Annotated in this window: 12 protein-coding genes; 7 read left to right on the top strand and 5 right to left on the bottom strand. The window is 56.7% G+C overall.

The window, feature by feature from the left end:
- Positions 1-29: 29 nt before the first annotated feature.
- Both ACCW76_RS03620 and ACCW76_RS03615 read right to left on the bottom strand, forming a co-directional pair.
- Positions 30-1,898 (bottom strand): amidohydrolase, encoded by a 1,869-nt coding sequence (locus ACCW76_RS03620; protein ID WP_436337772.1) that lies wholly within the window; start codon positions 1,896-1,898, stop codon positions 30-32.
- Between the two features lie 19 nt (positions 1,899-1,917).
- Positions 1,918-2,478, bottom strand: coding sequence for an antibiotic biosynthesis monooxygenase (locus tag ACCW76_RS03615; protein ID WP_045831758.1), 561 nt, complete (start codon positions 2,476-2,478; stop codon positions 1,918-1,920).
- A gap of 129 nt (positions 2,479-2,607) precedes the next feature.
- Between ACCW76_RS03615 and ACCW76_RS03610 the strand changes: the two genes are divergently transcribed.
- Positions 2,608-3,516, top strand: coding sequence for a LysR family transcriptional regulator (locus tag ACCW76_RS03610; protein WP_436337771.1), 909 nt, complete (start codon positions 2,608-2,610; stop codon positions 3,514-3,516).
- Positions 3,517-3,523: 7 nt separating this feature from the next.
- Here the strand turns inward: ACCW76_RS03610 and ACCW76_RS03605 are convergent, their stop codons facing one another.
- On the bottom strand, positions 3,524-5,113 hold the full coding sequence (locus ACCW76_RS03605; RefSeq protein WP_436337896.1) for an MFS transporter: 1,590 nt from the start codon (positions 5,111-5,113) through the stop codon (positions 3,524-3,526).
- Between the two features lie 216 nt (positions 5,114-5,329).
- Between ACCW76_RS03605 and ACCW76_RS03600 the strand changes: the two genes are divergently transcribed.
- Positions 5,330-6,154 carry an alpha/beta fold hydrolase gene (locus tag ACCW76_RS03600; RefSeq protein WP_045814726.1) on the top strand — a complete coding sequence of 275 codons (825 nt, stop codon included), beginning with the start codon at positions 5,330-5,332 and terminating at the stop codon, positions 6,152-6,154.
- A 122-nt stretch (positions 6,155-6,276) separates the two neighbouring features.
- Here ACCW76_RS03600 and treF read toward each other — a convergent pair whose 3' ends face one another.
- Positions 6,277-7,935 (bottom strand): alpha,alpha-trehalase TreF, encoded by a 1,659-nt coding sequence (gene treF / locus ACCW76_RS03595; RefSeq protein ID WP_436337895.1) that lies wholly within the window; start codon positions 7,933-7,935, stop codon positions 6,277-6,279.
- A 317-nt stretch (positions 7,936-8,252) separates the two neighbouring features.
- Positions 8,253-9,107 (bottom strand): SDR family oxidoreductase, encoded by an 855-nt coding sequence (locus ACCW76_RS03590; RefSeq protein WP_436337770.1) that lies wholly within the window; start codon positions 9,105-9,107, stop codon positions 8,253-8,255.
- Between the two features lie 101 nt (positions 9,108-9,208).
- Between ACCW76_RS03590 and ACCW76_RS03585 the strand changes: the two genes are divergently transcribed.
- The 5 genes from ACCW76_RS03585 to ACCW76_RS03565 all read left to right on the top strand — a co-directional run bounded on the left by ACCW76_RS03585 (position 9,209) and on the right by ACCW76_RS03565 (position 14,801).
- A complete protein-coding gene (locus tag ACCW76_RS03585; protein WP_038644852.1) occupies positions 9,209-9,580 on the top strand; it encodes a winged helix-turn-helix transcriptional regulator in 372 nt (123 codons plus the stop codon).
- Positions 9,581-9,839: 259 nt separating this feature from the next.
- Positions 9,840-11,192, top strand: a complete 1,353-nt coding sequence (locus ACCW76_RS03580; protein WP_286191942.1) for an MFS transporter — start codon at positions 9,840-9,842, stop codon at positions 11,190-11,192.
- Positions 11,192-11,887, top strand: a complete 696-nt coding sequence (locus ACCW76_RS03575) for a GntR family transcriptional regulator (protein ID WP_038644856.1) — start codon at positions 11,192-11,194, stop codon at positions 11,885-11,887. Before ACCW76_RS03580 ends, ACCW76_RS03575 begins: the two co-directional genes overlap by 1 nt.
- Before the next feature lie 11 nt (positions 11,888-11,898).
- Complete coding sequence (locus ACCW76_RS03570) at positions 11,899-13,674, top strand: alkaline phosphatase family protein (RefSeq protein ID WP_436337769.1); 1,776 nt, start codon at positions 11,899-11,901, stop codon at positions 13,672-13,674.
- Positions 13,671-14,801 carry a mandelate racemase/muconate lactonizing enzyme family protein gene (locus ACCW76_RS03565; protein WP_436337768.1) on the top strand — a complete coding sequence of 377 codons (1,131 nt, stop codon included), beginning with the start codon at positions 13,671-13,673 and terminating at the stop codon, positions 14,799-14,801. The genes ACCW76_RS03570 and ACCW76_RS03565 overlap by 4 nt, the downstream gene beginning before the upstream one ends.
- Positions 14,802-14,817 lie beyond the last annotated feature (16 nt).

Raw genomic sequence — 14,817 nt, 5'->3', positions numbered from 1 at the left:
CCAGGAGAGGGCCCTAAACCGCCTTTAACTCAAAACGCGAAGCACGAACAGCCCAGCGCACCCCAGAAGGCATGGTTATCCGACACCGGCACCGAAGACTGGCGTGCCACATCGTGCGAGTGGCTGTGTACACCACAAGGGCCGCTGCACTGGTGCACTTTCGGCATCATCGCCGCACGACCACTGGCTTGCGGTGGCGCGCTACGGTAGTGGCCCGGCACGGTGACCACCGGAGACCACTCTGGCAACACTGGCACCGGTGGCGGCGACAGCGGCGTGAAGCCGCCTACGGCATACACCACTTCGCCATCGACCAGCGTCAACACCGATTCAATCCCTTTAATCTCCTCTTCCGGCACGCTGAAGAAATCTTTCGACAGCAGCACCAGATCCGCTAACTGACCCACTTTGATTTCACCTTTGGCGTTTTGCTCGCTGGAGAACCAGGCGCTGCCTTTGGTCCACAGCATCAGCGCGGTTTCACGGTCAATACGCGCATTGTCATCGTACAACTGCATGCCGCCGACGGTGCGGCCAGAAACCAGCCAGTAGAGCGCGGTCCACGGATTGTAGCTGGCGACACGGGTGGCATCAGTGCCCAAACCGACGGGCACTTCCGCATCCAGCATGCGCGCCACTGGCGGCGTCTGTTTGGCGGCTTCTTTGCCGTAGCGATCGACAAAGTATTCACCCTGGAACGCCATACGATGCTGCACGGCCAGCCCGCCACCCAGCGCTTTGACGCGCTCAATATTGGCTTCGGTGATGGTCTCGGCGTGGTCAAAGAACCAGTGCAGGCCGTTAAACGGAATATCGCGGTTTACTTTTTCGAACACGTCCAGCATGCGGCTGATCGATTCGTTGTAGGTGGCATGCAGACGGAACGGCCAGCGATGCTCAACCAGATGGCGCACCACGCGCTCCAGTTCATCTTCCATGCCGGGGGCCAGATCGGGGCGCGGTTCGAGGAAGTCTTCGAAATCTGCCGCCGAGAACACCAGCATCTCGCCCGCACCGTTGTGACGCAGGAAATTGGTGCCCTGGCCCGGCTTCAGCATGTCGGTCCACTTCTCGAAATCTTCCAGCTCATGGCCGGGACGCTGGGTAAACAGGTTGTAGGCAATGCGCACCGTCAGCTGCTTTTTGGCGTGCAGTTCCGAAATCACATCGTAATCATCGGGATAGTTCTGGAAGCCGCCGCCCGCATCAATCGCGCTGGTCAGGCCGAGGCGGTTCAGCTCACGCATAAACTGACGTGTGGAGTTAACCTGCTGCTCCAGCGGCAGCTTCGGTCCTTTCGCCAGCGTGGCGTACAGCAGCATGGCATTCGGACGCGCAATCAGCATACCGGTGGGATTACCATTGCTGTCGCGCTGGATTTCACCGCCCGGCGGGTTCGGCGTGTCTTTGGTGTAACCCACCACCCGCAGTGCGGCGCGGTTCAGCAGGGCGCGGTCATACAGGTGCAGAATAAACACCGGAGTATCGGGCGCGGCGGCGTTGATCTCATCCAGCGTTGGCATGCGGCGTTCAGCAAACTGGAATTCGCTCCAGCCGCCGACGACACGGACCCACTGCGGTGAAGGGGTGCGCAGGGCCTGCTCACGCAGCATGCGTAGTGCATCGGCCAGCGACGGCACGCCCTCCCAGCGCAGCTCAAGATTGTAGTTGAGGCCGCCACGAATCAGGTGCAGGTGCGAGTCGTTGAGGCCGGGAATACCGGTGTGACCCTTGGCATCAATAATTTGCGTATCGCTGCCGGCAAAGCGCATCACTTCCGCTTCGCTGCCCACCGCGAGAAACTTGCCGTCTTTGATCGCCACAGCGGTGGCTAAAGGGTTGGCGCGATCCACGGTGTGGAATTTGCCGTTGGTAAAAATCAGTGAGGCCGTTGTCATTATCTCTTCTCCAGTTAGATTACGCGTTGCGGCCAATAAGCCACTGTTTTAAAACACGAGTTACCATCGGCATCCACAAGAACACCACCAGTGCCACCACGCTGGCATCATTCAATAAGTGGCCCCACAGCGTGCCGTGCGCGGCGGGCAACACCTGATTCCATAACCACGGCACCAGGTTGGTAGAAGGAAAAATGACTCCCAGTGTCAGTAAGTATTGTTTCCATTTCGCCGGTTTGACCTGGCCTTTTTGCGTGGGGGTGAACCAGAACGCGGCGCCAGGACGCACTTCAATATGTTCCGGCTGTGCCAGCATCGTCGGCAGGTCTTGGATTAACGCGTTGCGTTGGTCCGATTTCAGCCAGGCGTACAGCTCATCCAGCCCGGTAAAGCGAATCAGCACGGTGTAAGCGTTGTCGCCGTGCACCGGGCGCAGCACGTTGACGCCGAGATGGCCGGGAAAGCTCGCGGCCTGCGGCATAATGGTGTCGAGCCACAGCTCATAACGGGCCTGCTGTTCTGGCAGGATGCTGTGGGTAATCACCAGCGTCACATGGTTGGCTTGCTGTGAGTAATTCATCGTAAGTTCCTGAGTTTCCGCTGGTGAAAGTGCTTGCGTCGTTGAGTAAAAAAATACGAAATGAGAGCGTTTATTGATAACGGATAGATTTTGGGTTGTTGTTCAACAATTTTTGGGGAGGCATGGGGAATGCGTTTAAACCTTGAGGCGCTGCTGATTTTGGATGCGTTGGATCGCCACGGCACCTTTGCCGCTGCGGCTGCGCGACTGTTTAAAACCGCATCGGCGTTGAGCTATACCGTGCAGAAGATGGAGAGCGATCTCAAGATCACACTGCTCGATCGTTCCGGCCATCGCGCCGCTTTCACCCCAACCGGGCGTTTGATGCTGGAAAAAGGCCGCACTCTGCTTCGCGCGGTCAACGAGTTAGAACAACAGGCGCGCTATGTTGAGAGTGGCTGGGAAAGCCAGCTGGTGATCAGCGTGGATGCTTCACTGCCGTTTCGTATTCTCACGCCGCTGATTGATCGGTTTTATCAGGAGCATCCGCATACTCAGCTGCAATTCCGTCAGGACGTGCTGGCTGGCTGCTGGGAAGCGCTCAACTATGGCGAAGCGGACATTGTCTTTGGCGCGGTGCAGGAACCCGCCATGCGCAAAGAGATTGTCTGCCAACCGCTCGGCTGGCTGGATTATGTGTTTGCTGTCGCGCCGGATCATCCCCTCGCTTCAGCACCGGAACCGCTGCTGCGTGAGCAGATCCGCCAGTACCGCGCGGTGACGGTTCACGACTCGTCTCGTCATGGCGCAGGCATCGATTTACGCGTGCTGGATGAGCAGAAAACCCTGAGCGTGCATGACTTCCCGGCGAAACTGCAGGCGCAGCTGGATGGTTTAGGCTGTGGCTATCTGCCGCTGTACCTGGCGAGACCGCACCTGGAGAGCGGCGCGCTGGTGGCACGCCAGCTGGATAGCGAATGCCGTCGCGATATGGCGTATCTGGCGTGGAATGAGAGTGCTACCGGCAATGCTGCCACCTGGTGGCGTGAGCACCTGCTCACGCTGCCGGGTTTACAGGAGATTTATTCTCCCGCGTAAAGCGTCGTTATATCGCAATGTGATGACTGACCTGCGGGGCTTCCTCGCCTTGATGATATTGCAAAACCGCTTGCTGCAACTCAGCATCGGCGTGCGACACACGCTGGTGCTGACGCATATGCTCCTGCCAGGACTCCACCATAAACCACTCGAGCAATGCGGTCGGATCGTCGGTTTGTTCCATCAGGCCCCATGAATAGGCGCCATCACGACGGCGTGACTGTGCCAGTTTGTGAATCGCTTTTTTGAACGCGGCGCGATCTTCCTGTGGTATGCGGTAGCGAATCTGAATCAACACCGGCCCATGACGCACATCGACATCGTTGTGCACCACCGGTGCGGCCCAATGTTCAGCGGGTTGCAAATCCGCTTCGCCTGCAGGCAGCGCCAGACGTTTCAGTAGTACGCCAGTGATCACCAGACCGGCCCCGGCAATCATCAGCGTGGTGGCCAGACCGAGCTGCTGTGCGATCAAACCCCAGGCCAGACTGCCACCGGCCAATGTGCCGTTAAACACCATCAGATACACCGCCAGACCACGACCGCGCACCCAATCCGGCAATACCGCCTGCGCTACGCCGTTCAGTGTGGTCAGCGCAATAATCCAGCCGACGCCCAGCACCAGCATCAACAGCAGCGCCAGCCACTGCGGCGGGCTCATCGCTAATGCCAGCATGACCAGCGCGCTCAGCACCGCAGAGAGCAGCAGCAAACCATCGTTGCTCAGTTTGCTGCGCAGACGCGGCAGCAGCAGCGCACCGGCAATCGCACCAGCGCCCACCGCACCCAACAGCAAGCCGTAAAAGCCTGCGGTACCGTGCAGCATGGTGCGTGCCACCAATGGCAACAGCGCCCAGATGGCACTGGCAAAGGCGAAATACATTGCTGCACGCAACAGCACACGGTGCAGCTCGCGGCTGGCTTTGACATAGCGCAGGCCAGCACGGAAGGCGCCAAAGAAGTGCTCATTCAGCTCGGTCTTGGCTTTCGCCGGGCGTTTCCAGTACAGCAGGGCAGCAATAACGAAAAAATAACTCGCCACATCGGCACCGTATGCCGCCATGGCGCCTAAACTTGCCAGCAGCAAACCGCCGGTGGCAGGACCGATGGCGCGGGCAATATTGATGCCTAGCGAGTTAAGCGCTACCGCGTTTTTCAGCTCATGACGCGGCACCAGTTCCGGCACAATCGCCTGCCATGCTGGGCCGAATAGCGCTGCGCCGATACCGCCGACGAAGGTCAGGCCGATCAGCCACTCTACGGTAAGCCAGTGATTATGCGACAGCACCAGCAGAGTGCCGCTGACGCTGGCCATCAGGATTTGCACCACGATGAGTAATCGGCGGCGATCGACAATATCAGAGAGCACACCCGCTGGCAGTGCCAGTAAAAACACCGGCAGGGTGGCCGCCGTTTGCATTAACGCCACGGCGGTCGGGTTATCGGATAATCCGGTCACCAGCCAGGCGCTGGCAACGTCGCGGATAAAGCTGCCGGTATTGCCGAGTACTGAGGCCGTCCAGATTAAGGCGAACAGCCCGTAGGCGAAGGGAGAAAAAGCGCCGCCGCGTGGCGTCGTAGGGTTTTGCTGGCTCATCATCGTGTTCCTGTAAATGTGCGATGTATGCACCTTACGAAGCCCGTGAGACGCTTGATAGCGGAAAAAATCGGCCAACTTGTTCAGGCTTTTTTGACAGCCTCGCAGGGCAAAAATCTTTGAACAAGTTGTCAAAATCTCTGCTTTAGGTTTTTCAGTTAGCCCGATGTAGTTTGATTGGCAGACACAACATCACTCACTAACGGAGTTAAAAACATGAGCACATTCAAAGCGAAAGACGGCGTTAACCTCTACTACAAAGATTGGGGCAAAGGTCAGCCAGTCCTGTTCAGCCACGGCTGGCCGCTGGACGCAGATATGTGGGAGAGCCAGCTCAATTTTCTCGCTGAACGTGGCTATCGTGCCATTGCGTTTGACCGTCGCGGCTTTGGTCGCTCTGAGCAGCCGTGGGAAGGCTACGATTACGATACCTTCGCCGATGATATCCATGCGCTGATTGAGCATCTGCAACTGGATGACATCACGCTGGTGGGCTTCTCAATGGGCGGCGGTGACGTTTCACGTTATATCGGTCGTTACGGCACGGCGAAGGTGAAAGGGCTGGTGCTATTGGGTGCGGTGACGCCAATCTTCGGCAAAACCGATGATCATCCGGAAGGCGTTGAAAAAGCGGTATTTGATGGCATCAAAGCGGGCCTGCGTAAAGACCGGGCGCAGTTTATTAAAGACTTCGCCACACCGTTTTATGGCGCCAATGCCGGACAGACCATTTCTGAGGGCGTGATGACACAGACGCTGAATATCGCGCTGCTGGCCTCACTGAAAGGCACGATCGATTGTGTCACGGCCTTTGCGGAAACCGATTTCCGCGCTGATATTGCCAAAGTGGATGTGCCAACGCTGGTGATCCACGGCAGCAATGACCAGATCGTGCCGTTTGAAGCCACCGGTAAGCTGGTACACGAGATGATCGAAGGATCAGAGCTGAAAGTGTACGAGAACGGCCCGCACGGTTTTGCGGTGACGCATCAGGACCAACTGAACGACGACTTGCTGGCGTTCCTGCAGGGAAATAAATAATCGCAGGTTTCGATGCGCCGCGATTGATTGCGCTAACTGGCAGCGGTGTTGCTGCTATCAAATGCGCCATACATTGCGCGGCGGGTAATAAAAAAGGGCGCTGAGGCGCCCTTTGTGTTTTTTTAATCCGCCAGCAGATGCCCGTACATGGTCATCAACCGACGCGTCACGCCGTTGGTCCAGCCGAAGCCATCCTGCAACGGATACTCACCACCGCCACCCGGACGGGCACGATCGCCGCTGATGTCATACTTCTCCACCAGCTTGTGATGCAGTGAATAGAAGTTCTTCACCGTGGTCAGCCAGTTAACGGCAATCTCTGTCGCCAGCGTCTCTTCACCGTAATGATTCAGGCCCACCACCGCCATCCATTGTAATGGCGCCCAGCCGTTGGGTTTATCCCACTGTTCACCGCTCTCAACCATCGATGTCACCAGACCGCCCTGAGTCAGCAGCAGCTGACGCAGCGCCACCGCCTGCAGATGCGCTTGCTCCGGCGAGGCCAGGCCAAGGAACAGCGGTACCACAGCCGCTGCCGTGAAGGCACCAAAGCGTTCGTCACGCCAGTTGTAATCACGGTACACGCCTGCGGTGTCATCCCACAGGTAACGATGAATCGCCTGCTTACGCGTATCGGCTTTTTTCTGCCACGCCAGCGCCGTTAGCTCTTCACCTTTGGCGTGAGACAGCGTAGAGATCATCAGCTCCAGCTTGTAGAGAAACGCATTCAAATCCACCGGAATAAACTGGGTAGTGCGAATGCTGGCCAGACGCTGTGGATCGCGCAACCAGCGTGAGGAGTAATCCCAACCCGATGCGGCACCGGCGCGCAAATCGCGATACACCTCATTCGCCGGACGGCTGGATTTGCTGGCGGTTTCCACGTCTTCCATCCACGACTCATCACGCGGCGTATCGCGGTCATCCCAGTAACGGTTAAGCAGTGAACCATCCGGCATACGCACCACGTGGCGATACGCCTGATGTGGCATCAGCTCGCCCGCGCCATCCATCCAGAACTGATACTCTTTCATCAGCTGGTCGAGATAACGCTTGGCACCGCGAATCCCATCCTCTTCAAACAGCTCAACCATCAGGGCAAACACCGGAGGCTGTGAGCGGCTGAGATAATAAGTCCGGTTGCCGTTTGGCACGTGGCCGTAGTTATCGATCAGCCATGCGAAGTTATCTGCCATGTCGCGCAGCAAATCGTCACGCCCGGCATCGGCAAGGCCGAGCATGCTGAAATAAGAGTCCCAGTAATAGGTCTCACCAAAGCGTCCGCCGGGCACCACATAGGGTTTTGGCAGCGGCAGCAGCGATGAGTGCGGTAAATGCTGTTGCGGCATTTTGGTTAACACCGGCCACAGCTCGTCAATATGTTCCGTCAGCGATTTATCCGGATTGGAAACATAAAAACTTTCATTCACCTGTGGCAAATAAAAATGGTCGTGCACAAATTTTTCGAGATCGAATTCGGCCGAGCGACGAGTGCGACGATAGCGGATTAATATATCCAGCGGATCATATTTTGGCGCGCAGTCCGGGAATGTTTTTCCATCCGGAAATATGCGCGACATCTGCACGTGCTCGAACAGTTCAAGATAGCGATCGGCAGGGGTGAGCGCATCTGGCGCGGGCAGACCCTGTATCAGCTCCGGTTCCGGCTCGGAATCCTCCATGCCTTCGCGGATAAATTCGTGAGGATCGTATTGATACCCCAAATCAGCATGGGCTTCGTGTTCCCCGAAAGCTTGACGTTGCTGGTGGTGAGTATTAATAGCGGCCTCCTGAAATTGCCTGGTTGCTCAAAGCACAAATTATAGAGCTTTGAATAGCTGAGACAACAATGCGAAATATCTATGAACGTAATAAATCTTGTCGATTGATCCGGCTTTTTAGTGAATTTACAGCGATTACAACAAGCTATATTTCAGGAAGTGAAAGCAGTGTTTTAAATGGTGGTTCAAATCAGCGCACAGAATTATCTGTAAATAAGAAAATCGCCATTACTTGGCTTAAATAGCGCGCTTTGCTTTGATCATTTGGTGGCATACGAGACGGGAATCAGGCCAGCGTGCGCTGGCCTGATGAGGCATTACTTCGCCAGTGTGGCTTTAATCACTTCAGCATAGGGCGTGGTCGGGCGGCCAATCAGTTTGCTCAGTGCATGACTGTCATCGAACAATCCGCCTTGTGCAGCACCGGCATCAGAATCCGCCAGCAGTTCTGCTAATGCATCCGGCAAACCAGCCCCTTTCAATGCCGCCTCGAACTCAGCAGGCGGCAGGTTGATGTAATCCACTTGCTCACCAGACTGTTTAGCAATCTCGGCGCTGAACTCGGCCAGCGTATAGCTCTCATCGCCAGCAAGTTCATACACTTTACCTGCCTGATCGTCACGGCTGATCACTTCAGCGGCAGCAGCGGCATAATCCACGCGGGCGGCCGATGAGATGCGGCCTTCACCCACTGCACCAATAAAGGCGTGATGCACCAGCGCTGGGGCAATGCTGGCGGCATAGTTCTCGGTGTACCAGCCATTACGCAGCAGGGCATAGGGCACGCCTGAAGCCTTGAGCATCGCTTCCGTGGCGCGGTGCTCGACGCCCAGACCCAGCGTGGTGGTATCTGCATGCAGCAGGCTGGTGTAGGCGATAAACTTCACGCCCGCTGCTTTTGCCGCATCAATCACCGCCTGGTGTTGCGCTTCACGCTGACCCACTTCGCTGGAAGAGATCAGCAGCAGTTTATCGACGCCGCTGAACGCGCTTTTCAGCGTGTCTGGTTTACTGTAATCCGCCGCGCGCAACGTGACGCCCAGCGCTTTGAGATCGTCTGCTTTCTCAGGTGAACGCACTGCCGCAATCACTTCGCTGGCAGGCACTTTTTTCAGTAACTCATTAATCACCAAGCGGCCCAATTGGCCTGTGGCACCGGTAATCGCAATCATGATGTTCTCCTTCAGTTTGAGCTGGAATGAAATCAGCCTAAGGGATAAACTAACTTTTAGTAAGTACTTACAGATTTGTTAGTTTGGGGGAGGCAGCATAAATGTCTGAAAAATTGAGTAATAAATTTATCCGTGGCGAGCTGCTCAATGTAAATTGCCCTTCACGCGACGTGCTCAAGCGCATCACCAGCCGCTGGAGCGTATTGGTATTATTAGCGCTGCGCGAAGAAACGCTGCGTTTTAGTGAACTGCGCCGCAAGATCGGTGGCGTTAGTGAACGCATGCTGGCGCAAACGCTGCGCTATATGGAAGAAGATGGGTTTATCGAACGCATCGCCTATGAAGTGGTGCCACCGCATGTGGAATACCACCTGACGCCACTCGGGCGTGAAGTTGAAGGGCATGTGATTGGCCTGGCCGACTGGCTGGAAAGCAATGTGCACCGTATTGTGAAGGAAACGCCATCCGCCTGATTCGCAGGGTCGGCGCGCGGCGCTGACCCGATCATTTTTTCTCTTCGATCATCCTCACATTTTTTCCTGATCTCACCCTGAATCCCTCGATCCTTCTCACACTTTATGAGCAAAAAACAGCGGTTACCCGTAACCCCGGTGGCGCGCTCTCCAGCCTGTATCTACGTTGTATACAATCCGCATCCAATTTGAATGTGATGCGTTACGCGGCCGAAAACACCACGGCCTAAAGGTTCATGCTGTCGTCATGAGGTACGTCATGCCACAGGGACAATCTAAATCGATAATGCTGGATAAGGCGATCAGTGCACGCAGAACCAACGTGCGCTGGCTGGTGGTCGCCGTGCTGTTTTTTGTCACGCTGATTAACTATGCCGACCGCGCCTCGATCTCGCTGGCGGGGCCGGGGATGGCAAAAGATCTTGGGCTCAACGCCGTAGACATGGGCGTGATCTTTTCGGCATTTGGCTGGGCCTATGTACTGTTTCAGCTGCCGGGCGGTTGGCTGCTGGATCGCTACGGCTCGAAACTGATCTACAGCCTGAGTATCTTTTTCTGGTCGCTGTTCACCCTGATGACCGGCCTCGCGGGCTTTGTCACTGGCGCGGCGGCGGTCGTGGTGGTGTTTTGTCTGCGATTTTTAGTCGGTGCGGCGGAATCACCGTCATTTCCGGCGAACAGTCGCCTGGTGGCAGCCTGGTTCCCGGCTTCTGAGCGCGGCACGGCGGCGGCGATCTTTGCCTCCGCGCAATATGGTGCCACCGTGTTCTTTGCGCCGCTGATGGGCTGGCTGGCACATACCTACGGCTGGCACTCGGTGTTTACCGTGCTGGGCCTGATCGGCATCGCCTTTCTGCCGTTGTTCCGCAAACTGGTGCATGACCCGCTATCGCATCCGATGACGAACCAGGCTGAGCTGGATCATATGCAGCAGGGCGGGGCGCTGGTGAATATGGATGGTGATAAGCACAAGCCGCGTCTCAGCTGGCTGAAGCAACTACTCAGCAGCCGCATGATGCTGGGCATCTACCTTGCGCAATATTGCTTAAACGCGATTGGCTTCTTCTTCATCACCTGGTTTCCGGTTTACCTGGTGCAGGAAAAGCACATGACCATCATGAAAGCGGGGTTTGTCGCTGCCATTCCGGCAGTATGCGGATTCCTTGGCGGTATTATGGGCGGCTTCCTGTCAGATGTGCTGATTCGTCGCGGGATGTCGTTGTCACTGGCGCGTAAACTGCCGATTGTCTGCGGCATGCTGCTGTGTTGCGTGATGGTGTTGTGTAATTACACCGACTCAGAAACCGCAGTCATCGCGATTATGGCGGCCTCTTTCCTCGGCAAAGGTATTGGCGGCATGGGCTGGACGGTCAACGCTGACACCGCGCCAAAAGAGATCGCGGGCTTATCCGGCAGCGTGCTTAACACCTTCAGCAATGCGTCGAGCATCACCACGCCGATCATCATCGGCTTCATTCTGCAACTCACCGGATCTTTCAACGGCGTGTTGTGGTTCGTGATCGCGCATGCGGTGGCGGTGATCCTTTTCTATCTGTTCATGGTCGGCAAGATCAAACGTTTTGAACTGCGCGATGTTGGGGAGGAAGCGTAATGGAGAGTCCCGGCTACAAGCCTTCGCTCAGCGAAATAGCCTATCGGCGTATCAAAGAGATGATTTTGTCACTGACGCTGGCACCGGGTAGCTCATTGACAGAAATGGGATTGATTGACCAGTTGGGCATGAGTCGCACGCCGATTCGTGAAGCGCTGTATCGCCTGCAGCAGGAACGCTTTGTGGAGTTGACGCCACGCAAAGGCTGGTTCGTCAGTGAAATCAAATTGCAGGATATTCAGCAGTTGTTTGTCATTCGTGAGGCGCTGGAAGGAATTGCCACGCGGCAGGCGACGCAGCGAACGCCCGATCATGAGCTGGCGGTGATGGCGGATAAGCTGGCCGCGCTGGAACAGGGCCTGCGTGACGATGAACTGAATGCCACCGATGCCGGTGATGAGATCCATACGCTGATCTTTGCACACGCCGACAACCCTTACATCAGCAGCATCATGACGCTTTATCTGGATCGTCTTCAGCTATTTCACGTTATCGCGATGAATCTACCGGGCCGTAAATGGCAATCCTGGCTGGAGCATCGTCAGATTTTAGCGGCCATGCAGTCGCGCGATGCCGATGCGGCCGAACAGGCGATGCGACAACACATCCGCAGTAGTCTGCAAAGTATTCTGGAAGGGCTGATGCAGCAGCCCGGCTTCCCCTCTCCCGGCGTGCGACTCACGCCCTCTCTTTGATAGGAGACACGATGCGCAAGGCGATTATTTTTGGCGTTGACGGCCTGACGATGCCACTGCTGCAACGCTATGTGGCACAGGGCGCGCTGCCCCATATTGCCCGTATGCTACAGCAGGGCTCCGCAGCGGAGTTGCTGCCCTTTATCTCGGCATGGGGCGATGTCAACTGGGTGACCTTTCTCGCCGGGCAGAGCCCTGGCACCAGCTGGATTGGCCAGGGATTGCCGCCCGACAACCAGCAAAGCCGCAACTTACTGGCAACGATGCAGGAGGCTGGGCAGCGCGCGGCACTGGTGCATTTTCCGGAAAGCGTCAAAGCCGATGGCGATCACTTCAGCTTTGCGCCCTATTGGGGACGTGCACAGCCGTGGCCGGGCGAGATATTCCGGCCAATGGGACACACCACGCGCCTCACCGAACGTTTAGGCCAGGGTGGTGCGAAGCAACAAACGCTGGGCTGGCCACCCAAAAGTGCGCTGGCGTATCACAACAAAGGCGCCTGGCAGGCACTTGAGGCGAGCGAAGAGGGTTATGTCCTGTGGTTACGCGGCGGACATGGCGATGAGCTGGCGTTAACGCTGCGGGTTGAGCAGGGACAGCCATCCCTGCAATTCGGTGAACAGCGCGTTGTTCTGCCGATCGGGCAGTGGTCTGCCTGGCTGTCTCTGGCCGCTTATGACATTCCCGGCAGCGTGCGTTTTTACTGCGGCGAATGTGATGCGCGGGGCAATATCGAAATTTTGCAAAGCCAGGTGACGCGTACCGATGCCCTGAGCAGCGATGCGCGTTATTTACAGCAGCAAACACCTTTCTTCAGCAAATGGGTGGCAAAAGCAGCACCGCAAACACCTTATCTGGCTGCAACCTGGCAGGAGGGCGATGAACAGTCGCAGTGGCTGGTGGATAGCGCACTGGAACTAACGCAGCGCCAGGGGTTTGCATTGTGGGCTACAGTGCATCGACTGGTGGACGAGTCACACCACAACTGCCTTGGGCAGACCGATCCGGATTCCCCGTTCTTTAATGCACAGCAGGCAGAGCAATACGACGCGGTGATGCGCCGCAGTTATCAAATTCTTGATGACAGCATTGGCCGTTTGCTGGACGAAACGGACGAGGAAACGCTGGTGGTGCTCGCATCCGATCACGGCGCTGTGCCCAACAGCTATATGTGCGACATCTATCGATATCTGCAAAAGCAGTCGCTGGCCGTGCTGGATGCGCAAGGTCTGCCGGATATGGCCCGTTCGCCGCTTTATCTCAAAGCAGAGCGCGGTGGTTTGGAAATCTTCGTGAATCATGACGTCGTTGCGCCACAGCAGGTTGACGATCTCTGCGCACGCACCCTGCAGGCACTGAGCGGCTGGCAGGTGCAGGAGGGCGATGGTGTGCGTAACGCGGTGAGTATCGCGCTGCGACGCGACGATGCAGTGGCTCTGGGATTCTGGGGCGACTGCGCAGGCGACATTGTCTTTGCCTACAACACCGGCTTCGTCTGGGGCGTTAGCCAGACGGGTGAAGATATTTGTGCTGTGGAAGAACCCGGCGCAAATCATGGTCCGCAGAAACCCACCGCAGAAACCGCTCTCGGCTCCAACTATGGCGTGATGCTGGCATGGGGCAAAGGCATACGCCAAGGTTACTACCATCCCCGCCAGCAGCGTGGGCCTTACCGCATGACCGATCCTGCGGCGACGCTGGCGCACTGGCTTGGCCTTAACACACGCGATCTCGATGGACGCATCATGAGTGAAATTTTTGACACCCCGCAGGAGCCACAATCATGAAAATCACCGCTGTTAACACGCACCTGCTGAGTGCCAAACTTAGCCAACCGTTCGCCTATTCACGTGCCCGTTATGATACCCGCACCGCGATGCTGGTGGAGATAGTGACCGATCAGGGGTTGGCTGGCTGGGGAGAGTGCTACGGTCCGGCGCGCATCACCAAAGCGGTGGTGGATGAACTCGGGCAGATGTTGATGGGCGAAGATGCACTGCGCAGCGAGTTTCTCTGGCAGGAACTTTACGCCAGGCTGCGCGACCACGGCCAGAAAGGCGTGGTGATTCAGGGATTGAGCGGCATTGATATCGCGCTGTGGGATCTGCGCGGCAAATATTTTGGCGTCCCGACTTATCAACTGCTGGGTGGCGCCACGCGAACCGAAGTGCAGGCTTATGCCACCGGATTGTATCGGCGTGACAGTGGCGACCCGCTGCATTATTTGTGCGAAGAAGCAGCGGGTTACATTGAGCAGGGTTTCCGAGCCATGAAGCTTAAAGTGGGATTTGGCGTGCGCGAGGATGCAGCGGTGACCCGGGCGATTCGCGACACCATTGGCGAAGACGCCGCGCTGATGATCGACGCCAATCACGCTTATGACGCGGTTGCTGCCATTCGGCTTGGTCGGGAAGTGGAAGAGCTGGATATTGGCTGGTTTGAAGAGCCGGTGCCGCCAGAAGATTTAGCCGGCTACCGTGCGGTGAAAGCGGCGATCGATATCCCGGTTGCCGGTGGCGAATGCGAGTTCACCCGCTATGGTTTCCGCGAAGTGCTGACACAACAGGCGATGGATATTATCCAACCCGATATCTGCGCGGCCGGGGGCTTATCGGAGTGCAAGAAGATTGCCGATATGGCGCAGGCGTTTGGTGTGCGCGTTAATCCGCACGTCTGGGGCAGCGGCATTGGTATTGCCGCTTCGTTACAGTGGATGGCGACAGTGCCGACGCATACGCCCACATCGCTACAGCCGGTTCAGCCTCTGCTTGAATTCGATCAAACTGAGCATCCGATTCGACAGGCCATTATCGCCGAGCCTATTGTGCAGCAAAATGGATGGGTGCAAATCCCGAACGGGCCGGGATTAGGCATTGAAATCAATCGCGATGCCTTGCGGCATTTCGCACTGTAGAGGTGACAAGAAGGGC

This window comes from Pantoea sp. C8B4 (assembly GCF_051336905.1).
Taxonomy (GTDB): Bacteria; Pseudomonadota; Gammaproteobacteria; order Enterobacterales; family Enterobacteriaceae; genus Pantoea; species Pantoea rwandensis_B.
This window is presented reverse-complemented; position numbering and strand designations above follow the sequence as displayed.